Source organism: Tepidibacter sp. (genome assembly GCF_025210165.1).
Lineage (GTDB): Bacteria > Bacillota > Clostridia > Peptostreptococcales > Peptostreptococcaceae > Tepidibacter_A.
The window spans coordinates 1-23498 of record NZ_JAOASI010000021.1; the positions used below are offsets into that span (position 1 = coordinate 1).

At 28.7% G+C, this 23498-nt stretch carries 19 protein-coding genes and 1 pseudogene; 15 read left to right on the plus strand and 5 right to left on the minus strand.

Annotation, left to right across the window (positions count from 1 at the left end):
* The 7 genes from N4A48_RS03165 to N4A48_RS03195 all read left to right on the plus strand — a co-directional run.
* Window positions 1-975, plus strand: a 975-nt coding sequence (locus tag N4A48_RS03165) for a recombinase family protein (RefSeq protein WP_293664237.1), incomplete at its 5' end; no start/stop codon positions are given.
* Entirely contained in the window at window positions 968-2566 is a 1599-nt protein-coding gene (locus N4A48_RS03170) for a recombinase family protein (RefSeq protein WP_293664239.1), read from the plus strand. The genes N4A48_RS03165 and N4A48_RS03170, both read left to right, overlap by 8 nt.
* A gap of 225 nt (window positions 2567-2791) precedes the next feature.
* Window positions 2792-3394 (plus strand): type IV toxin-antitoxin system AbiEi family antitoxin domain-containing protein, encoded by a 603-nt coding sequence (locus N4A48_RS03175; RefSeq protein ID WP_293664241.1) that lies wholly within the window; start codon window positions 2792-2794, stop codon window positions 3392-3394.
* A gap of 71 nt (window positions 3395-3465) precedes the next feature.
* Window positions 3466-4518 (plus strand): Wadjet anti-phage system protein JetD domain-containing protein, encoded by a 1053-nt coding sequence (locus tag N4A48_RS03180; RefSeq protein WP_293664243.1) that lies wholly within the window; start codon window positions 3466-3468, stop codon window positions 4516-4518.
* Window positions 4519-6120, plus strand: a complete 1602-nt coding sequence (locus N4A48_RS03185; protein ID WP_293664245.1) for a hypothetical protein — start codon at window positions 4519-4521, stop codon at window positions 6118-6120.
* Entirely contained in the window at window positions 6117-6809 is a 693-nt protein-coding gene (locus N4A48_RS03190) for a DUF6063 family protein (RefSeq protein WP_293664247.1), read from the plus strand. Before N4A48_RS03185 ends, N4A48_RS03190 begins: the two co-directional genes overlap by 4 nt.
* A complete protein-coding gene (locus N4A48_RS03195) occupies window positions 6810-11216 on the plus strand; it encodes a hypothetical protein (protein ID WP_293664249.1) in 4407 nt (1468 codons plus the stop codon).
* A gap of 193 nt (window positions 11217-11409) precedes the next feature.
* Here N4A48_RS03195 and N4A48_RS14945 read toward each other — a convergent pair whose 3' ends face one another.
* Both N4A48_RS14945 and N4A48_RS14950 read right to left on the minus strand, forming a co-directional pair.
* Complete coding sequence (locus tag N4A48_RS14945) at window positions 11410-12111, minus strand: site-specific integrase (RefSeq protein ID WP_330665039.1); 702 nt, start codon at window positions 12109-12111, stop codon at window positions 11410-11412.
* Between the two features lie 9 nt (window positions 12112-12120).
* Window positions 12121-12591 carry an N-terminal phage integrase SAM-like domain-containing protein gene (locus tag N4A48_RS14950; protein ID WP_330665040.1) on the minus strand — a complete coding sequence of 157 codons (471 nt, stop codon included), beginning with the start codon at window positions 12589-12591 and terminating at the stop codon, window positions 12121-12123.
* 315 nt (window positions 12592-12906) lie between these two features.
* Here N4A48_RS14950 and N4A48_RS03205 point away from each other — a divergent pair, with 315 nt between their 5' ends.
* The 3 genes from N4A48_RS03205 to N4A48_RS03215 all read left to right on the plus strand — a co-directional run bounded on the left by N4A48_RS03205 (window position 12907) and on the right by N4A48_RS03215 (window position 15298).
* A complete protein-coding gene (locus N4A48_RS03205) occupies window positions 12907-13731 on the plus strand; it encodes a hypothetical protein (RefSeq protein ID WP_293664251.1) in 825 nt (274 codons plus the stop codon).
* 145 nt (window positions 13732-13876) lie between these two features.
* On the plus strand, window positions 13877-14398 hold the full coding sequence (locus N4A48_RS03210; RefSeq protein WP_293664295.1) for an RNA polymerase sigma factor: 522 nt from the start codon (window positions 13877-13879) through the stop codon (window positions 14396-14398).
* Window positions 14399-14434: 36 nt separating this feature from the next.
* Window positions 14435-15298 carry a hypothetical protein gene (locus tag N4A48_RS03215; RefSeq protein ID WP_293664252.1) on the plus strand — a complete coding sequence of 288 codons (864 nt, stop codon included), beginning with the start codon at window positions 14435-14437 and terminating at the stop codon, window positions 15296-15298.
* Window positions 15299-15509: 211 nt separating this feature from the next.
* Here N4A48_RS03215 and N4A48_RS03220 read toward each other — a convergent pair whose 3' ends face one another.
* Both N4A48_RS03220 and N4A48_RS03225 read right to left on the minus strand, forming a co-directional pair.
* Window positions 15510-15920, minus strand: a complete 411-nt coding sequence (locus N4A48_RS03220; RefSeq protein WP_293664253.1) for a hypothetical protein — start codon at window positions 15918-15920, stop codon at window positions 15510-15512.
* A 15-nt stretch (window positions 15921-15935) separates the two neighbouring features.
* Window positions 15936-16589 (minus strand): hypothetical protein, encoded by a 654-nt coding sequence (locus N4A48_RS03225; RefSeq protein WP_293664254.1) that lies wholly within the window; start codon window positions 16587-16589, stop codon window positions 15936-15938.
* A 298-nt stretch (window positions 16590-16887) separates the two neighbouring features.
* Here N4A48_RS03225 and N4A48_RS03230 point away from each other — a divergent pair, with 298 nt between their 5' ends.
* From N4A48_RS03230 to N4A48_RS03245, 4 genes and pseudogenes are all read left to right on the plus strand, one after another.
* Complete coding sequence (locus N4A48_RS03230) at window positions 16888-17208, plus strand: hypothetical protein (RefSeq protein ID WP_293664256.1); 321 nt, start codon at window positions 16888-16890, stop codon at window positions 17206-17208.
* 46 nt (window positions 17209-17254) lie between these two features.
* On the plus strand, window positions 17255-17896 hold the full coding sequence (locus N4A48_RS03235) for a transposase (protein ID WP_293664297.1): 642 nt from the start codon (window positions 17255-17257) through the stop codon (window positions 17894-17896).
* 426 nt (window positions 17897-18322) lie between these two features.
* Entirely contained in the window at window positions 18323-18637 is a 315-nt protein-coding gene (locus N4A48_RS03240; RefSeq protein ID WP_293664258.1) for a hypothetical protein, read from the plus strand.
* Window positions 18604-19434 (plus strand): annotated as a pseudogene (locus N4A48_RS03245) (reverse transcriptase domain-containing protein); the annotation flags it as partial. The gene N4A48_RS03240 and the pseudogene N4A48_RS03245, both read left to right, overlap by 34 nt.
* 232 nt (window positions 19435-19666) lie before the next feature.
* Here the strand turns inward: N4A48_RS03245 and N4A48_RS03250 are convergent.
* A complete protein-coding gene (locus N4A48_RS03250) occupies window positions 19667-21085 on the minus strand; it encodes a rhodanese-like domain-containing protein (RefSeq protein ID WP_293664260.1) in 1419 nt (472 codons plus the stop codon).
* 263 nt (window positions 21086-21348) lie between these two features.
* Here N4A48_RS03250 and N4A48_RS03255 point away from each other — a divergent pair, with 263 nt between their 5' ends.
* Entirely contained in the window at window positions 21349-23427 is a 2079-nt protein-coding gene (locus N4A48_RS03255) for a methyl-accepting chemotaxis protein (protein ID WP_293664261.1), read from the plus strand.
* The last annotated feature ends 71 nt before the right edge of the window (window positions 23428-23498 follow it).

Below are 23498 nucleotides of genomic sequence, written 5' to 3' on the forward strand. Positions count from 1 at the left end.
AATCCTGTAGAGAAACAAGAAATCAAAACCTATAAAACAGCACTTTATGTAAGACTATCCAATGAAGATAACGGCAATATCGGTAGCGACAGTATAGACCTTCAAAAGACCTTACTGACGAACTATCTAGCCAAACATACAGACTTACAGCTCTACAAAATATACAGTGATAATGGCGTGACAGGAACGAATTTTGAGCGACCTGCATTTAAAGCCATGATAAATGCCGTTAAAAAGGGAAAGGTCAACTGTATCATTGTCAAAGACTTATCACGCCTAGGACGGAATTTTGCAGAAACAGGTCATTACATTGAGCAGATATTTCCCTTTATGGGTGTACGCTTCATATCCATTAATGATAGATATGATAGTGCAGATACAGATTCCAATGCAGGACTAATGATAGCCCTTAAAAACTTAGTCAATGCAGCCTATTCAAAGGATTTATCCAAGAAAGTATGCTCACAAAAGAAGCTACAACAGCAAAAGGGAAATTTCATAGGTACTTATGCTCCTTATGGTTACAGAAAAGGCCCTAATAACAGCTATCAACTTATCATAGATGAAGAAACAGCTCCTATCATAAGAAATATTTTTACTTGGAGAGCTGATGGACAATCAGTAAAAGATATCACAAAAAAACTCAATGATGAGAATATACCATCTCCCATGAGAAATAGATACCTAAAAGGAGAAACCAAGAGCAAGAGATATAAGGACGTACGATGGCTAGAATCTACCATATACGCTATGCTGACAAAACAAGTGTATCTTGGTCATGTCATACAGGGTATTGTAAAGGTCATTTCATGCGGTAGTAATAAGATAAAACATATGCCGAAGGAAGACTGGACTATAGTCAAGAATATACATGAGCCTATTATAACAGAAGCATTATTTAATAAAGCTCAGATGGCTAATGAGCGTTATAAAAATCATGTAGATCATAAGATTGGTGGTGGTATTCATGAATAAAAAAATGTATACCATAGCAACCTACATACGTCTATCAGCAGATGATCATAATATAGGTGAAAGCAACAGTGTAAAGCATCAAAGGGATTTGCTCAATGCTTATATCAATAAGAGTCCTGAATTATCCTCAGCAAAGGTTATTGAATATGTTGATGATGGTTATTCAGGCACAACCTTTAACAGACCCAGTATGACGAAGCTATTAGAGGAGGTCAAAAAGGGACATGTCAATTGTATCATTGTAAAAGATTTATCAAGACTTGGAAGGAACTACCTTGAGATGGGGAATTATCTTGAACAGATATTTCCATTCCTTGGAGTTCGTGTTATAGCCATCAACGATGATTACGACAGTGATAAAAATGTAGGCACAACGACAGGAATCGAAATCCCTTTTAAAAACCTAATTAATGATCTATATGCAAAAGATATATCAAAGAAAGTGAAATCAGCCCATCAATCTCTAAAAAGACAAGGCAAGTTCATTAGTGCTTATGCCTTTTACGGCTATTTCAAGGATAAGAAGGACAAACATAAACTAATCATTGACCCATTAGCATCAAAGGTTGTAAAGCGAATATATAGACTATATCTTGATGGTACTGGCATGACAGATATAGCAAGAATGCTTAATGATGAGGGTGTGTTAACACCACTACAATATAAAAAGAGCATGGGTAGCAATTATGGCTCATGTACCATTAACAGTGATTCTGTTGAAAAGATGTTTTGGAAAAGAGACTACATCGATAGAATTCTAAAAGAAGAAAGGTATACAGGTAAGTTAATCAGTAATAAAAGAGGTGTCACAAAGGTCGGTTCTGCAAAATGTGAATATAAAAAGAAAGAAGACTGGATTATTATTGAAGATACACATAAGCCTATAATCTCCCAAGCTGATTTTGATAAAGTTATGAAGCTACGAAAAGACAGGTATCTAGTCAAATCAAAACAATCCAATATTAGAAAACAGCACGTTTTATCCAATGTAAGATGTGGTGGATGTAACTCGAAATTGCACCGTACAGCAAAGAAAAGGCCTAAATTCTTTTGTATCAATAACTGGTATTCGGGTGAGAATAACTGTTTTCATGAGAGGATATTTATTGATGAATTACAGGATATAATTTTTGAGTTAATTAAGAAACATATGGAGGTACTAATCTCGTATGATGAACTTAAGAAAAGTAGTGTACAAGCCAAGAAAGATGAGAAGGTAAAGTTAGAAAGTTCGATTAAAAAGTATAAGAAAAAGATAGTGAAGTTGAAGCGTGACAAGCTTGCTATGTATGAAGATTACAAGATAAAGAAGATTTCAAAGGTGGAATTTATTGATGGATCGGATGAGATTAATACTGAAATTGTTGAAATGGAAAAGAAGGCAATTGAGCTAAAGAAGATTATAGAAAAAGAACTGGTTTATGAGGAGTCAGAGGGGATAAAGATAACTAAGGCGTTTTATGGAACAAATACGTTGACTAAAGAGTTATATGATGCCTTTATTAAAGAGATAACGGTATATTCGGTGGATAGGATTGAGATTCGGTTTAGGTTTGGAAATGAATTTAGAGAAATAACTTGTGATAGGTAGGAAATCACGGAAAAGGGATAAAGATATACCTTCGAGTTATTAACTCAATTTATAATCCATGTGAATGTACGATATAGCATAATTTATTATATATTTTCCTTTTCAAGTATCAGAAAAGTCTACATGAAATGTTTTGTGTAGACTTTTCTGATTGACTACTGAAGAAATCATGGATTATAATAATGCTATGAGTGTACACAAATAAACAAAAGAGGGGATAGTTTTGTGCGTAGTGGACATGAAAAATTTAAGAAGATATTTGATAAACATAACGGAGTTTTAAAGACATCAGAATTTCAAGCAGCAGGCTACCATCATAAAATTCTCAGAGAACTTGTGAATCAAGAGATCATTGTTAAAATAAAACGTGGATATTATAAATGGCAAAACGATGAAGGTATATCTGATATAACTCTTATTACAAGGCTTTTTCCGGATACTGTAATTTTTTTATTATCGGCACTATTTATTTACGGTTATATTGATTGTGCTATGAATGAATGGCATTTAGCAATAGCTAGAGGTAGTGCACGAGCAAAGTTCAATATAGATTATCCTAAGGTTAAACCCTATTATATACATAAAGACTATATAAATATTGGTAAGACTATTGATAAATATGATGAACAAGAAATAAGTATATTTGATAGGGATAGAACGATTTGTGATGTCGTCAGATATGCCAACAAAATAGATAAGAAAATAGTAAATCAGGCGATAAAAAGATATGCTAATGATCCAGAAAAGAATATTGATAATCTCATGATATATGCAAAAAAAATGAGAGTTGAGAAGAATATACGAGTAATGGTAGGCCTTTGGCTATAGTGGAATGTATTAAAAAATAGTTATTAAAAGTTGGAGTTAAATATAGAGATGCATGAACAGGGGTGTTGAGATTGGAAGAATATAAAAAAAAAATATTTAATAAATTTGATGGGAAAAGAGTTAGTGAGAATATACTTAGAAGTTTGATAGGAATTGATGACTATATTACATATTATAGATTAATAAATAAGATGGTTAATGAAAGTTTCTTGCAACCTATTAAGCGTTCAGGATCTAATGGAATGAATCCACCATTGTATAGACGCTACCAAGTAATAAAAATTAAAGATGATTTTAAAATGGAACTAAAAGAAATCAGGCTATTAGATGATTCTTTTAATATCGAAGGTTATATAAATAAACCTAAATTATATAAAGATAATAAAAAACAAATTCAAAATATTAACAGCTTTCTAAAAGATAATTATATGCTTATTAATTATCCAGCTTCCATAAATGAGCGATCATTTCAAATATTTGGGCAAGAAAAAGCCTTGAAGGAAGATAAAGTTATTAGTAAGATATTAAAGTTCAATCCTAAGCTTAATTCCAAACTGAATTATTATCTTACGCCAGAGCCTTTTTTTGAGTATGACATATTGAGAGTTGAAAAAGAAAGTAGTTCATTCAATGTTCTAATAATCGAAAACAAAGACACATGGTATACTTTACGTAAATTAATAGTTAAGAAAAGGTGTCATATAAATGGGATTTATATACATAAAGTATTGTATGGAGAAGGCAAGAAGATTTCTAGAAAAATAAATTCATTAACGGAATATGCAGATACCATATATCAAAGTGAAGATATGAGATTTTATTATTTTGGAGATTTGGACTATGAAGGTATTGGTATATTTGAAGATTTAATAGCAATAAATACAAAATTAAAAATTGAACTAATGGAATATTTATATAAGAAAATGATAGAGTTATCTATTGGAAAAAAATTACCAGATATGAAAGAAAAACAAAGGCATACTTCCTCAAATAATTTTATGAAATATTTTTCTCAAGATGATAAAGTAAAAATTGATGAAATATTGGAAGCCGGTTGCTATATACCTCAAGAAATAATTTGTTATGAAGAATGGATGAAAATACTTAGTGAAATGAGGGATTAAATGATTGATTTCCTAGATAAATTTGAAAAGAGAATGGAATGGATTGGAGTTGTTGACTCTATTGTTAATAGAAGAGGTAAAAATACTAGGTTGGAAGCAATGTTTGAAGAAAATCAATTGACTAATATAATTGTTTCTGTGTTATTATTTATCATGGAAAAGACATTAGAAGAAAATAATCAATGTGACATTATATCTATTGAAAGATTTTTAAATAACCTATTAAGTCAATACTATAATAAAATGCTACACAACAAAGATATTAAAGAACTTGCTAGTTATATTATAAAGGATATTCTTCAAAATAATGGTGAACACTTAACCTATACTGTTAAAAATTATAGTGTTAATAATATGCAAAAAATACCAATTAGATTGATTTCAGATCAGGTAATAGAGGGTAAAGATTACAGAAGAATAAATTATACGCTAACTAATCAAGGATATGATTTTTTGTTCAGAACTAGGGAAGTAGATGAAGAAATACAGCTAACAATAGAACAGTTTAAATTAAAAGAGTATGTTAAGAGAAAGAAATTTACAAATGCTGTTAGACAAAGCATGGAGTTAATTACTTATGTTAGACAAAAAAAGAGAGAAATTGAAAATTTCATACTTTCAATAAGACAAAATATCTATAGTGTAGATATTGAGAAGTATGAACAATTGATAAATAGTTCATATTCGATGCTCCAAGATGAATATGAAGCAATGAATGATATTCAAAAAATGATAAAACAAGCCAGCGAAAAAATAAATGAAGAACTGAATGCAAGTTCTCAATTAATTGAAAAATTAATTAAAGCTAAGAATGATATTCAAGAAATTCATTCTAATATTGGGATAGCCATTAGCGAACAAAGAAATTTAATACTAAATAGATATAATTTATCCGATTTATATATGAATACTATTAAAAGATCTTTTGAATATAGTTTTGAAAAACGTTTTGACTTTGAAGAAATTATATTAAATCCATTAGAGAACTATAATGGGGTATTGGACAGATGTATAAGGTTATTGAGTCCATTATTTGTACCTAAAGTAGATAAAATTTTGGGAATAGACCATGTGTTTTCATCTCAATTAATATTTAAAGAAAGTGAAAAAGATAAAGAGATTATTGTAAATAAGGAAGCCTTTAATGATGAAATTGAGAAGAAAAGAATTGAATGGATTAGTGATACCTATATTAAAATATTGAAAGTATTTTTACAAGAGAGCATTACTAAAGAAAGGATTAGCTTATCTGAAATAGTTAGAACAATAAAAAATAGAGATTTTGAAATGTATCTTAATTTAGCAAGAAATAGAAGGCTGTTTAGCGTTGCTCTTAAACTATATGATATGGAAGAGCTGAGAATACAAGAATTTTACTTAAAAGGAGATAAAATATTGATGACTCCTTCGGAATATTTTAATGTTGAATATTGTTTAAAATGTCTTGAAAATGAAGTTGCTAGTATAAAAGATATTACTGTACTTAAGATTAGTAAATTGGAAAAAGATATTCATGAAGTATTTGAATATTCCAATGAGGGTATGTTGGTTAAGGAAGAGATAAAGATGACAGATTTATTATTAGAGGTGGTTAAACAATGAATGCAGTAAGAGTTGCAATTAAGATGTTTAAAATACTTGTTGATAAAGGTGAAATAAATCGAAAAGACAATTTTGATTTATATAGTAACTATCTAGATGGAGATGTGCAACAGATTTTATCTTGTTTTGAAGAAGAGTTTGAAGTTAAGTTCTTGAATTTTGATGACACAATATATCTTATTCCTAAACTAGATAGTACTATATTAGGATTAAAGCCAGCAGATTTGAGGCGATATTTTGGTAGTAATCCAAATCAGAAAGATGTGTATTTAGGCTACTACATCATCATGTATATTCTTTACGAATTTTATAGTGGTGAAAATAGAGATCCTAAGAAAATAGACTATTTACAGATAAGCTATTTAATAGATAGGCTTGATATGAGATTCGATAAATTTGATAAGTTAGATGAAGAAGAACTAAACGAGTTAGAAGAAGAGTACTCTATCAATATTAAATCAGCTATTAAAATATGGACATCTATGCTAGTTGACCATGAGATAAAGAGGAAAACAAAATATAGGATGATTATTAATGTATGTAAGATTTTAGAAGAACAAAAATTAGCTTATGTCGTTGAAGGTGAAATAAGGACAACACAAAAATTGGATGTGTTAATGCGTCAATATTATTTACATGCAGATAGGGTAAGTGGAATTAATCAAGCATTTGAGAATGGAGGGCTATAAATGCCTAAGATAAATAGAATTCGTATTACAAATTTTACATATAATAAACGAAATATAGTTGATGAAATATTTAACTTATATGATGGAGAAAATGCATTATTTAGTTTAGCAAATGGTGGAGGAAAGTCCGTTCTGGTACAGACAATAATGCAACCCATTTTACCGAAAGCAAAATTACTGAATAGAAAGTTCGGTAATTTTTTCGTTGGAAAAAAAGATCCTGCATATATTATGATTGAATGGAAATTAGATGATGCTGCTGGCTATTTACTTACAGGTATAGCTATATCAACTAGTGTCAATTATTCTGCAAATAGCGAAGAAGATAACAATAGCTTAAGATACTTTACTTTTATTCACCCATATTTAGAGGGGAACCCTTTTGATATAAAGCACATACCTATTGCACGTGAACATAATAACGGAATCTCAATAGTACCATACAATGAAATTAAAAAGGTATTGAAAAATGAAAGTGGAAAATCGAGTCATGATATATTATTATTTAATTCATCAAAAGATCAACAAAGAGATTATGAAAGAAATTTAGCATCGTATAGCATATCTAGAAATGAATGGAAGGATTTGATGATTCGCATAAATCAAGCAGAGCATGGAGTGTCAGAAGTTTTCTCAACGTGTAAAAACTCAAGACAAGTTATGGAGCAATGGATAATTAAATATATTGAAAAAGTATTAGATAAATCAACAGAAGGCGATTTATCTGACCATCAAAAATTAGAAAGATTGATGGCAGAGGTGGCGTATACATTAGTTGAAAATGAAAATCATATAAGAGATTATGAAGATATTAAAGAGTTTATTAAGAACCTTAATATTATTGAGAAAAGGGCAGAAGAGGTTTTAAATAAAATTGATATTGAAGAGACAGTAAGAGACCAATTGGTGAGTGCTTGTCACTATTTATGTAAGAAAAGAGCTAAAGCAGAGAGTGCGAATAAACAATTTGATTTGAAAATAAAGGAATGTCAAAAAGAAATTGAACATATACAATTAGAAGAAAAATCATTTGAAATATATAAAGCAGAAGATGAAGTCGATCAATTAAAAGAAAAATTTAATATCCAAAAGACTAATAGAGAATATATAGAAGAGGAACTAAAAAACATTAATAGGGAAATTGTTTTACAAGATGGAGCTAGGAATTATACACTTCTAATAGGAAAATTAAAAGTTAAGGCAAAGTTACTGGAAGACTTGAATAGTGCCAGTAAATCTGAAAAAGAATTGATGGACAGAATGAACCAAGTAAAATATTCTTTGAGAGAAATATATAACAATCAAATTAAGTTAAATAAGAGTGAACTAGAAAATCACAGTAAAGATTTAGAAAAGGAAGAATATAAATTAGGTAAGTTAAAAGAAACACAAAAAAACTATAATAAAGAAATTGCTAAATTGTCAAGTGAAAAAGGTAAATTAGAAGAGCAGATTGGTAGTTTTGTAGAGTATGAAAAAAAGACACTATGTGAAATTAAGGTTGAATTACATAGAAATCCATTAATCCATGAGTTGGATAAGGATGAAATAGAAGAGATAGAGGGAAACTTCAATAAACAACAAGCTCACTTAGAAAAAACATTGAATAAAAAAGAAACTAGACAACTTACATTAAAAGCAGATATAAAAACTATTCAATTCCTGCTTGAAGAATTAAATAAAACTTCTAATGAGTTAACTATTAGAATGACTGAAACCAATAATATTATCGATACTATAAAAAAAGAAAAAAAAGTAATGAAAGAATTGATATTAAAATATTTAAATGATAAATACGATGTATATCAAAAAAAAGAGTTACTCAATGAATTAAATGTAACAAAAAACAGATGGGAAAAGCAGCACTTCAATTTACAGGCAGATATTCAAGAATCAACAAAAATGATTGAGGGGATACAGGAAAGTATTAGCTATATTCCAGCTACCCTGGTGAATGTTTTAAAAGAAAATAATATTTCGTTTTTCACTGGAGAAAAGTATTTAAAAGAACAACCTATAAATAGAAGAAAAGAAATAGTAATGAAGAATCCATTACTTCCATATGGATTAATTGTTACAGAAAAAGAATATACGCTAATAAGCAGTTTATTGAAAGATGTTAACCTTATTAGTTTAGTACCGTTATTTACATATGATAATAAGGAAAAGAACTTGGAAGAGCTACCATTAGATATATTAAAGAATGCTAAGCTGTTAACGATGGAAGAAGATACATTGCTTACATACATAGAAACTATTCAGCAAAACATGTATAAAAAGACAGATCAGATAGAACAAATGAAACAAACTATAAAAAGTTTAAGTGATTCTATAAAGATTGTAGAAGATTTTCAGTGGACGCAAGAAAGTGTTCAACAAGTATACCAAACGTTAGGCAGGTACAAAGCACGATTAGAAGAGAACTCCGCTAATATAATGGAGCAAAAAAATAGTCTTAAATGTTTCAATAATGAAATTGAACAGAATCTCAACCAAATAGGTGATATAAAAGAAGAAATTAGAAATTTAGATAATAATAATAAGTTATTTAAAGAATATCTTGTTCGTAATGAAGTTTATATAAACAATATAAGAAAGATGAATGAAATTATTAATAGTATTGCAAAGAAAAATAATCAGTTGGAAGAATATGAAAAAGAACAGATAAATCTTAACTCTAAAATATCAAGATTAAATGATGAAATAAGAACTAAACAAGGTAGTTTGAAGAGTTATAATGAAAAGTATAAATCTGTTTCTGGTGCTTACAAAGTAGATGTACTTGAAGAAGAAGAAGAAATTTTAGAAGGTAAATTAGAATCCTATGAAAATAAAAGAACAAATAACGTATCAGAGCTAGAAAAGCAAATAAAACTCATTGATATAGATACTGAAAATTATAGAGATGCTATACATAGAATAGGGTTAAGAGAGGAAGAGTGTAGGGCGGTTCAATACAATCAGGAGACTGAAAGAAAGCTGAAAGCAAGCTATAAGAAGAAAGAAGAGCAAAACAAAAGTTTAGGGGAAGCTATTCATAAAATGGAGATTAATATAGCCGAGATAGAAAGAGAAATTAAAGTGCTTATTACTGGATTGAATAATAAGGGAAAATTAGAAAGAGAATTAATAAAAGGTAATTTTGAGTTACGAATTCTATCTCAAAAAGATAAATTAGAAGAGTTGAATGGAAACAAAAAAGACAATGAAAAGGATATAGATATAGTAAAAGAGTCATTAATAAGAGTGGAATCTAAGCTTGAAATGAAAATAGCGGATATATCTGCTCAAATGGATAATAAAAGCTTTATTGTTGATGATGACGGTGATATTAAAGTAATAATAGCTTCATATATTGAAAAATATTCAAATACACAAAAAGAGTTAAGAAATATAATTAAGATGTTTCGTAGAGCAAATGATACTATTCAGAAGCAGTATACTCAATCATCTAATAAAACAATAGTAGAAGCACTTAAAGGTATTCAAGTGCAAATGGAAGGATTATCAAGAACTTATGATAAATACTATCATTTAGTAGAGCGGATAGGTTTCAACATTAATCAATTAGACAATATGCTAAAATTAATGCATAGTAAGATTGAGAAAATAGAGCAAAACAAGATGGATTTAGTTGAACATGGTTATATAGAAGCGATGAGGATTTATAATGAACTTCCAAAAATTGTTGACAATTCGACAATTGATATTGATGGTGTAAGACGAAAAATTCTTGATATTCAATATAGTAAAATTCAGGATGATGAGATTGCTAAAGAGAAGATATCAAATTATATTCAGCTTTGTTTGAGTGATATTACAGAAAATATTAAAAATGATGTTGAAGAAAGTAAAATTCAAAGAAATATTGAGAAGTATGTTTCATCAAAAGAATTACTTACTACTATAAGTAATCTTGAAGAATGTAAGATTAAGGCATACAAGGTTGATATTAACGTTAAAAATAGAAAGATGATGGATTGGGAAGAAATCATAGTTAAGAATTCTGGAGGAGAGAAATTTGTTGCATACTTCTCATTACTGGTTGCATTAATTTCATATAGTAGGAAAAATGTGAATGATTTAGAAGTATTTAAAAAAAGAGAAGAAAGTAAAGTACTAATTATGGACAATCCATTTGGTCCTATAACATCTGGCCATCTATTAAAACCAATGTTTGACATTGCAAAAAAATATGATACTCAATTAATTTGTTTATCAGACATAAAAGAAGGTGCGGTCATTAATAGTTTTAATTTAGTCTATAACATTAAAATTAGAGAAAATATGATGAAACAAGAGTTTTTAGAGATCAATGAACAAAATATAGCTAATCTAAAATTTAGTGAAAAACTAGAGAAAGTATACTTATATTCATATGCTCAACAAAGGAGTTTATTCGAGTAGGATGGATTAATATATAAAAGATGAAGAGTTTAACTGATACAGACTAATCTGTTACCTAAAAATATGGATTCTATATTTGTCCTAACTTGACACCATCATACGTAAGAAATAGCAACGGTTTCAGGTTTTGTAAAAAATAAAAAAATGTTATTTGCCACCCATTTGCCACCGCAAGATTTTATTGGGTGGCAAATTAGTTTTGAGATACTAACATTTCTTCAAACTTATCAACACTATCTTGCTTGAGTTTTAAAGTAACATGTGAATAAGTATCAGCAGTAGTGGAAAGTTTACTATGACCTAATCTTGTTTGAATATCTTTTAAATTTGCACCAGACTCTAGAATCATAGTAGCATGAGTATGTCTTAAAGAATGGAAATTATAATTAATTCCAAGTTCATAATTCACAACTCTACTCAAATATTTTAAACTATCTGTGGATATTAAATCCCCATTTTCTTTAGTACAAATTAAATCAGCACTATTATATAGATTATCTGCTTTTTCAAACTTATACATAGTATTATTATAGTAAATTCCATACTTAAGTCTATTTTCTAATTGAGATTTTCTATGTTTTTTAAGAATATCAATCGATGTTTTACCTATAAGAATTTCTCTTTGAGAAGAATTTGATTTAGGCGTATCAAAGCACCATTCCATACCTTTCTTGAAAATAGATTTTTCAACTTTTATTTTGCCATGGCTAAGATCTACACAATCCCAAGTAAGGCCACATACTTCTGCAGCTCTCATTCCCGTATGAAATGCAATTTGTAAAGGAATATAAAAATTACTTCCTTCTGGAAATCTATTTATTATATTCTTAAAATCAGTTAAAGATATAACCTTTAGATCTTCTTTATCTTTTTTAATATTGTTGTATTTAGGCATAGAAACATATTATATTGGATTTTGTTTGATAAATTGATATGGATGTATAGCTGCTTTTAATGCACCAGATAACACACCGTAAAAATTAGATAGAGTATTTTTAGAAAAACCATTTCTATATTTTTCGTTTAAGAATTCCTGAAGTATTGAAGGTGTTAATGATTTTAATTTGTAAATACCTAGATTTGGTTTTATGTGATTGTTTATTATGCGTTTATAAGATACTTGAGTATTATATTTACAGTTTATTAAAACATATTCTTTAAACCAATAATCAAAGTAATCAGATACACTTATATTACTTTCATTAACTGTAGAACCGCATTTATCAAACTCATCTAAAGCTTTTCTTAGGGCTACAAGAGCTTCTTTCTTGGTTTTACCTCCTTTTCTTTCAATCTTTTTTCTTTTACCATCAACTTTGCCAGCTTCGAAATAATAGTACCAAGTGTTCCCCCTTTTTCTTACACCACCTTGCATTTTCAAATCCTCCTCTCGAATGTATGTTCTGTGAAACCTTCTAAAAAAAGAGCAGTTTTTTCTGCTCTTTAATTATTATATTTTAGTTTCTATATCTATAATATACTAAATCATAAAATATTACTCAATAGAAATAGATATAAAAAATTCTATTAAATTTTTAAAACTTAATGTATAAAAGAATTTAACAATATGATAAGATTTGTTTACATATAAGGGATAAAAAGGTAAAATCTAAATATTTAAGGAAAGATGACTATCAAATGAAAGAACACTTAAAAATATAAGTACAATTATGTTAGGAGTGTAAAAATAATGACGATTAAATCGAGAAAATTACAACTTACAAAACACCAACTAGATCTAGATGAATTTTTGAATGGATTAAAAGAAAAACCCTATGTAATGTATCCGAAAGAATATAGTGAATATATGGGCTTAGGGATAACTTCAATTTTTCTATCTTCAATACCATTAATCATATTTTTGCCCGAATTAAAAAAATCTTATAGTACGGGTTCCATGCCAGATGGTTTTTATTTTGTAATACTGATAACAATAATGATGTATAGTATCTTTTCGAGTTATATTATTAATATAATTGGTCTTATTACAAGAAGAATAAAGATAGAACTTGGAGAAAATTATGTGAAATTCAGAGGCACTATAAGAACAAGAACTATTTATATTAATGATATTAAATCAATCACTGAAAAACATGTTTATAGACATCAAAAAATGACCAATGTACATATAAAAAGAAGGAAAGACTATTCAAATAAAAGCAATAGAATCATTTGTTTTCAAGCTTGGTGGTTTGATGAAAAGGATATGAGAAAATTATTTCAGCATATAAATACGTATAATAGAAGAACAAAAGCTAAAAAGCTAATAGATGATCAAGGTATTAATATTACAGATTTTAATGGGAAACTTTTTCAAAACAATATGTTTGTATATGATGAAATGCATAATACATACATATGTCCAAATAAAAAGAAATTAATACCTACCTCTGGCAAAACTACAACGGGAAAACAAATATATTCTTCTATCGATTACATTTGTGCAGGTTGTCAACTTAAAGAAAAATGTTTAAAGCCTAATAAAAAAGTAAGGATTATAGCTAAAAAAAATTAACAGTATCTATCTAAGGTACTGTTTTTTTGTATTATAAGATTATAAATAAGAGTAAAAGTAAAATTTGTAAAATAATAAATGTTACAATTAGCAAATATAGACATAAACAAAATAGGGAGGGGGAGTTGTTCTGGATAAACTGTTTATCACACTATGCGAAAGATATCATTCGAAAATTTTAAAATACCTCTATTATTCAATAGGAAATATAGAAGATGCTAAAGATCTTACTCAAGAAGTATTTGTTATTGTCTATAATCATATAGAGGAACTACAAAATCATGAAAATATAGGTGGATTTATTTATCAAACAGCAAAATATTTAGCGGCTAATTTTAAAAGAAAAGCTCTTAAAAAAACTTTAAATGAAACTTCGATTAACATGGAGGTAGGGGGTACAGAGTCAGATTTATATGAAAAACTTATGATGATTTACGACAGTAAAATAGATGAAAGTCAGTATGTAGATAATGTAATATTAATGCTTTCAGAAGAGAAACAGCAGCTCTATAGATTCTATTATATTGAAAATAAAACTTATAAAGAGATTGCTAAAATACTCAATGTTAATCAAGCAAGTTTACGTATGAAATATGTGAGACTAAGACGTGAAATAAAAAAATTAACACATTACATAGCTAAAGAAAAATTTGTTGCAAATGATTAAATATGAGTTTAATCCTAATAAAAAGGAGGATATCTAATGAAAGAAAATTCAAAAACCAATTCAAAGTATAAAGATATAAATAGCAAGCTTGATGAGGCTATTGATAGTATGGATATGTTTGAAATTGAAGTACAACTTGAAAAATTATCGAATAAAGAGGAATTTCCTTATGAAATAGAAGATAGTAAGTTTTTTGCTAAAAGGATTATAAAACAAAGTAAGAAAGGAAATGGGAGTATGAGAAGAAACGTAAAAAAATCAGGAATCCTAGTAGCGTGTTTAGTACTAACAATAGGTGTAACTGTAGCTTATGGAACAGGATTATTTAAAAACTTTAAATTTTACAATGAAAAAACAACAGTTGAAATAAGAACAAATCAGAATATAAGCGAAGAAGAGGCAGAGAGGATTGCAAAAGAAGCAGAAGACGATTATAATTCTCCATCTACAGAAGATACAACTGAGAAAGATACGAAAAAGATTTTTTCTAGCATAAAAGAAGTTGAAGAAACTATAGGTATGCAAATTACGTTACCTTCGTATATCCCAGAAGATTTTCAAATGGAAAAAGATATAATGGTTTATAATACACGTGGCGATAATCACAACATATATATAACTTATATGTCAAGTGAGAAAGAAGATCGATTACTAGGAATTACAACAATAACACGAAATCAACCTGAAGATAGCACGATTATTACGGTAACCGATGCGGTTCATAAAAATGATTATAAAACACCATCTGGGACTAAATATTCAATATTAGAGGAAGATGAAGCCATTATTGCGACAACGGATATTAGCAATGTACAGTATGCCTTGATTTTTATGGGAGTTAATGAAGAGGAGATGCATAAAGTGATTAATAGTACTGATCTAAGTGGATATATAAAATAAAGTATATATAAGACTAAAAATTGCTTTATATACGGTTACTTATGTTACATATAAAGAATTTAAGACTATATAAAATAGAATTATCAATATTATAGGAAACTTAAACCCCTTCTGGAGTATATAAGAAGGGGTTATTTTTATATTTTCTAAAAAGATATTAGCATTAGATAATACATGCTTTTAATATTATTTTCATAGTTCTTATTATTAATTACAATGTACTAAGGAGTATAACATCTTTGTATATAGTATGACTAAGAATATTTTTATCAAGTAATCCAAATTTACTTAAATCACCCATTATAGGTTGTGAAAATTCAATAGTATCTATTTTAGATCCATAAGGGTTGTTATCTGTAGACTCCTTAATCGATAAATTTTCAAAGAAAAGATCTATGTCTTTTGATTCCTCAAGTTCATCATCACAAGAAACTATATTTTTATATCCTTTCAGTGTAATTAGCTTATCTTCATTAAGAAACCATTTAAATAATATAATATCGTAGTATAGTGGTCTTATGTAAGCTATAAACCCCATTCCTTCTTCGGTAAATCCAATAATTGTATCTTCAAAATTATCATAATAAAATATGTCTGATGACCATAAACCTATTAAATTCATTATTTTTTCTCCAATCTATTTTTTTGAACCTATTATTATATTATCTATTGTTTTTAAAGTAGAAGTATCCCAAGGGTATAAATCAGGTTGATTTATCCAAGACTGAGATAATTCAAGGAAGTCAGTATCGTTAGCAATAGGATAGAAAAAATTCAATAATATATCTTTTAGCATATTCCATTCTTTATCAATATTATTTGGAATATAGTTTTTATTATATAAATAATTCAATGTGTACTGTCTATCTACTGGTGGTATTAAATTAGGTAAAAAATGAGCCATAACTTTTGTATTTCCTACTAAACTTATATTACTTTTCATAACACAGATATTTTTGAAAATGTACTCAATTTGTTCTAAAACCGTTTCGTTTATAGTTTTAAATGAGTATTGTTTTAAAAATTGGATTCTCTCCTTTATATTTAAAATACTTTCTTTAAAAACATCAAATTCAATCATTTTTGCTCCTGTTGGACCCATTCTATGCATACCCCAAGACGTTAAAACAGCATATACATATTCTATACTGTTTTCAAGGTCATTAGTATTTAAAACCTCTAATGCACGTTTATGAAAATATAAACTTGGACCAGTAAATGTTTTTTGATTATAAAAAGTTTTATGATAGGATTTAGCGTTTTTTAAAATATCGTCTCTTTTATTATGCAAAGTTAATTCCTCCTTCAAATGAGATTAATGTATACATATATACAATGATGCTAATATGACTAAATAAGAATTCTTCGATTATATATACTTAATTATAGATATGTAAAATCCTGCTAAGTTATTACAAAATAATACAAAATAGACTCAGTTTATGGGAATATATACCTAAAAATTAAACTATGAAAGTGCAAAAACACTTCAATAATTTTCCATTAAAATAAATTAAAAAAAACATTTATGCAAAACCTTGTTATAATTAAGTTCCTACACAAAAAACATAACAGGTGGTGTTGCATAAATGTTTCAGAACTTAATTATAGCAAATGAATTAACATTAGACAAATTTTTAAAAGAACTAAAATATGACTTATATCTTACAAAACCACAGATGAATCATATGAAAAATATAGTGAAATCAATGTTTATGAATAGTTATACTGGTAAAATAAATGATATTTCTAAATTTTTATCACCTAGACATAGAACTAGCATTACAAGATTTTTATCTAATTCATCATGGGATGAATCTCTGATATTTAATTCTTTAAAAAACAAGGTAATAGATTTAATCTGGTCTAGATTAAAACAAACAAATAAACCTATATATAATTATCGATGATACTATTTCAGAAAAAACTAAGCCCTCGTCAAAGGCTGTAAATCCAATTGAAAAGTGCTCCTTTCATAACTCACACTTAAAGAAAAAAACTGTTTATGGTCATCAAATTGTACTTGCTTTACTTTCTTGTGATGGTTTGGTTTTACCGTATTGCATAGAAATTTATGATAAAAATAATATGAGTAAAATAGCGATAGCTTCTAATATAATTAAATCGCTTCCAAGTCCAGTTAATAAAGGATATGTTCTTTGCGATAGCTGGTATAGTTGTAAAGAAATATTTGGTGCATCAACTGAATCAGGATATACATATATCGGAGCTATAAAAACAAACAGAGTAATCTATCCAAATGGTCACGAACGATTAGGGGCTAAGCTTAATAGATATGCTCGTAGTTTAAATAAAGAAGTCTTCGGCTTAGTCACCGTTAAAGATAAACAGTACTATATTTACAACTACGTTGGCAAATTAAATGATATGAAAAAGGTATCAATAGTATTAAGCTATCCTAAAGATTCATTTCGTAAAGAAGGCTGTTTAAAAGCATTTATCTCATTAGATACATCAGTATCAATTTTAGATATATTAAATCACTATATTGATAGATGGGTAATAGGTGTGCCCAGAAAAGGGTATTTGATCCACCCGGTGAAAGACCGGTCAAAGAAAAAGGTCAGAACTTTGTAGCTGAATGGTATGATGGAGGGTAACCGATAATCATGAAGCCCATTGACAAAGCTTTGTATAGCAAAGCGAGCAATTTATCAGGTTGTACTTAACAGGAACGTAGATGTAGCCTCGTAACACGAAATTCTGATGGTCGAACCTGTCTATTATAGGTGAAGGCAATAGGTGTAGAGAACAGAACTGACCGTATGGCTCTACATCCGTCAGCGGGGTATCAGCGACGACATGATAAAAAGGATGAAATATCAACTGGGGAAGTCCTACTCACACAATAGAGAAATTTATTGTTAAAAGAAGGTAAATCATATAACCTAATGGGAAATTGGTTGTAGTACCGTTTGTAGAATTAGACAACATAAACTAATTCAAGGAAAGAGCCCAAACTAAATGAAAACATTTCTTTCAATAAAAGGAGGCGAGGTAGGCTTGATAAAACCTACTATTAGTTTGCAAGAATTGAGAAGGAAAATATATGTTAAAGCGAAATCTGAAAAACGTCATAGATTTTGGGGTATGTATGTCCATGTGTGTAAATATGAAACGCTTGAAGAAGCATATCTTATATCCAAAAGGAACAATGGTAGCCCAGGAATAGATGGGGTTACATTTAAGGATATAGAAACAAGTGGAAGGAAAGAATTTCTAATTAATATTCAGAAAGAATTAGAAAAGAAACATATAAACCACAAAATAATCGGAAATGCGAAATACCAAAAGATAATGGAAAAATTAGAGTCTTAGGAATACCAACAATAAAAGATAGAACTGTACAAGGTGCACTGAAATTGATATTAGAAACTGTATTAGAAGCAGATTTCTGTCAAAATAACTATGGATATAGACCAAATAAAAGTCCTCATCATGCATTAGCAGAAGTTAGACGAAGTATACTGCGAGGAATGACAACTGTGATAGATGTTGATTTAACAGCCTATTTTGACAATGTAAAACATCATATATTACTTAAACAAGTAAGTAGGAGATTTCAAGATGATAAAATTATGAGATTGTTAAAAAGTATGTTGAAATCAACAGGAAAGAAGGGAGTTCCACAAGGTGGTCCCTTAAGTCCATTATTAAGCAATCTTTATTTGACTAGAATTGACTGGATGTTTGAAAAAGCAAGGATTCAGACTCAAGAGAATGGATATGATGAGATTAACTATCATAGATGGGCGGATGACATAGTAATATTAATAAATTCACATCAGAGTAAAGAATGGATAGTAGCAAAAGCAAAGAAACGATTAAAAGAAGAGTTAAATAATTTGCATGTGACCTTAAATCAAGAGAAAACTCATGAAGCCTATTTAGATAAGCAAGAGAGTTTTAGCTATTTAGGGTTTAATTTTAGGAAGACAGTAGGTAGGAATGGAAAATCATTTGTATTAATGATACCAAAGAAAAATGCGCAAATTAAAGTAAGGAAGAAAATAAAAGAAACTATAATGAATAATCGTTTTCTGAGCATGAAAGATATAATTAAATTCATAAATCCGATACTTACTGGTTGGGTAAATTATTATAGAGTTGGACATTCAAGCAAAGTATTCTCTAATATACGAGATTATGTAGAAAAGTGCATACGCAGATTATTAGTATTTACAATGCTGCAATCAAGGGTGAGCCTATTAATAAAATTTTTGAAACTCTGAAAATTGCTTAGGAATCCCTTTAGTTATTTTACTGTAAAAAATTTCAAGTGAAAATGCACTTTTATAGAATAATTCACAAAAACCACCGGCTATGCCGGTGGTTTTTACACAATTATTAATGGTTTCCTACACTATTTAAATACTTAAGTTCACTATTTTCTCTGTCTTTTTTATATTCTTCTCTTGGATCTCCAGTATTTATTGGATTTTTAGGATCTCTACTCCATTCATAGAAGCCTCCATCAAATACACTTACATTTTTCCAACCCATAGCATAAGTTTCAAAGAATGCAAGGCCTCCTCTCCATCCAGTTGCACAGAAGAATGAAGATTCATTTTCAGGCTTTATATCCCACTCTGCCCATATTTTTTCCATTTCCTTGTAGCTTCTCATTGTCCAATCAGAATCTAAGAAATCTTCTGAATGGTATGCATCAACTCCGCCGTATCCGAATACAGAGCCAGGTATTCTTCCTTTTTCGTCAAAATATGAATAACCTCCATTATTCTTTCCTGTATATTCATCCCAACAAACTACTGCCACAAGTCTTCCGTTTGGATTATTTAGTAATTTTTTAGCTTCTTCCATGCCAATATTGTATTCGGGATGAACTGGAATTTTAGCTCCAAAATCATCGCCTTGCTTCCACTCGTTAACTTTTGTTTCCATTTCAAATCCAGCTTGTCTCCAAGCCTGATTTCCTCCATTTAGCATTCTTACATCTTCTACTCCTGCATACATAAATGCGGCTGCAAGTCTTCCAGAAGCCATAGGTTCATCGCTAGAAAGTATTACAAGAGTATCTTTAGTTATGCCTGTCTTTTTGAAAAGTTCCTTGAATTTTTCAGGCGAAACTAGGTTCCAAAGAGGAGCCTCTTCAATTTCACATGTGTCCATATATATAGAAGTTGGTAGATGACCTTTTTTGTAATCTTCAAAAGTTTTATAATTTGTATCTATTATAATATAGTCACGACCGTCATATGTATCAGGATTATTTCCAGCTACAAGGTCTTTTACCCATTGAGGATAAACAAACATTTGATAATTTTCCATATGCTCAAATTCAACAATTGAACTTAGCTTTGAATCTGATGAAATATCTTTAAGAGATATATTCAAAACTTCTTCATATCCAAGTTTTGACATTTTTTCAGCAAGAGAAAGGCTTTCCTTACCATAGTTAGAGTAAATTATAATTTTTTTATCTTTAGTTATTCCTGTTTCATCAAGAAGCTTTTGCTTGTCTTTATCAGAAAGATTTTCAAGCCAACTTTCTGAAAAGTTTACAGCACCTTTTATATGACCTTGAGTTATATCCTTATCTATTACCCAGCCATTATATTCTTCATCATTTCTAGTATCTACAATAACATAGTCTTTTCCTGTTACTATTTCCTTTAGTGTATCTTCAGTTACACTCATAATTTCTTCATTGCTTGATTTCTCGGTTGAGCTTAGGTTTGAACATCCAAGTAAAAGTGTTAAAGTCATGGATAGTACAAATAATAGCTTTACGACATTTTTTTTCATAGCATCCTCCATATAGTACAATTTTTTACAAAATATCAATATTCCTTTATCATTTTAGCATGGGGTTTTAGAGTACACAAATTGAAAAAAACTATATTAAATATTGTAGTATTAATTTTATCAATAGAAATATTATTAATTTTTTAAAATTATGTTACAAATAGAAATGATTAAACAGGCAGAAAATTCAAAAAATACTAAAAAATATATTGAAAGATTCTGTTAAATGATAGATAATATTAAATAAAAAGAGGAGTCAAAAAATGATGAAAAAAATACAAACTAAAATTATTATTGCTATGGTTATATGCACTATATTAATAACAGGTATAGTAACAATTGTAGGTTTGAATATGTCTTCAAAAACTGTAAAAATGGAAGCTTCAAGTCGTTTGGAGACTTTAGCAAAGCAAAGGGCTAAAGAATTAGATGCAAAATTTCATACGACACAAAAGGAAATTATGGGCTTGGAAAATTCTATAAATACATTATTGCAGGATAGCCATTATGAAAAATTAGAGGATATAGAGGTAAGGAAAAAATTAAGATTAAATATTGTAAAATTAGTAGAAAAATATGCTTATATGATGGAAGGAAATTTAGATACATATGTGCAATTTAAACCAGAGTTTGTAAATCGTGATTTGCAAGTTGCTTACTTTAAGAAGGATGATAAATATATAGACATGGGAGAAGTTGTAACTTATGAAGATTTAACATCTAAATCTGATGAAACATCATGGTTTTGGAAACCTATAGAAGAGAATAAAGGGGTTTGGAGTAAACCATATGATGATAAATATTTTAATGAAAAATTAATTACATTTTCTTATCCCATTACTTTAAACAATCAAATTATTGGTGTTGTTGGTACCGATATTATGTTTAATGATTTTGAAAAAATGATTAAGGATGTTAAAGTGTATGATACAGGGTATGCTTTCTTATTAAGTGAGAATTTTGAATTTTTAGTACATCCTAAATATAAAAGTGAAGATAATATAGATTTAGTTGAGAATGGAGCTTTTAAGAAGGTTAAAATAGATATATCTGAAAAAATGAATGGAATAAGTGTTTATGAGGTTAATAATACAGAAAAGATTATGGGATTTTGTAAACTTGAAAATGGATGGCTATTAGGAGTATCACCACCTGTTAGTGAAATATATGCTGGTATTTCTAAAATAAAAAATTATTTGTTATTAATAACTTTATTTGGAGTGATTTTAACTATTTTCATTGCAGTCATTGTTGGAAAAAAGATATCACAACCAATTATAGTCGCATCAAAATTTGCAAGTAGGATGGCAACAGGAGACTTAAAAGAAAATATTCCACACAAGTATTTAAAACAAAAAGATGAAATAGGAATATTGGCTAATTCACTAAATATATTGGTAAAAGAATTTAGAGAAATAATTGAAAATATTATAAAATCATCAGCAGATGTATCTACATCGTCAGAAAATTTATATTCTGTAAGTGTACAGGTAGTTAAAATATCTGATGAAGTAGCTGTTGCAACAGAGGAAATAGCAAAAGGGAGTACAGAGCAAGCTCAAAATACAGAAGTTGGAGCACAAAAAATATATGAAATTGGGAATTTAATAGAAAATAACAAGGAGTTAGTAAATAATATTAATGAAAAGACAGATTATGAAGTTAGACTTGTTAATGAAGGCTTAACAATTATTAAGGATTTAACTAATAAAGCTAATGAAACAGAAAATGCTGCAAAAGATATTTCAAAAATAATTAATCAAACAAATGAAAAAGTTAATAATATTGGTGAGGCGAGTAATCTTATAACATCTATAGCAGAACAAACAAATCTATTAGCATTAAATGCAGCAATAGAAGCGGCTAGAGCAGGTGAGTCTGGTAAGGGATTCGCTGTAGTTGCAGAAGAAATAAGAAAGTTAGCAGAGCAATCAGCACGCTCGTCAGAAAAAATAGACGATATGGTAAAAGAATTAACACAAAGTTCTATTCTTGGGGTAAATATGATCAATAGAGTGTTAGAAATTGTAAAAGAGCAGGTTTACAATGTAGAAGAAACAAAATTAAAGTATAATGAAATATCAGATTCAATAGAAGTATCAAAAGAAACTATAATAAAATTAAATGATTCTGAAGTACAAATGAATGATAGAAAAACAGAAGTCATGGCTAGGATGCAAGAACTCTCTGCCATATCTCAACAAAATGCAGCTGGAACACAAGAAGTCTCAGCTTCTATAGAAGAACAAACTAACTCTGTAAAGAATATAGAGATTTCTAGTAAAGAGCTGTCTGAACTAGCAGAAGAGTTAAAATTATTAACATTAAAATTCAAGGTGTAGTAAAATCTTTCTGTCAAATATTCTAATTAAAAATAAATCCAGTAGATATTATATTTACTGGATTTATTTTT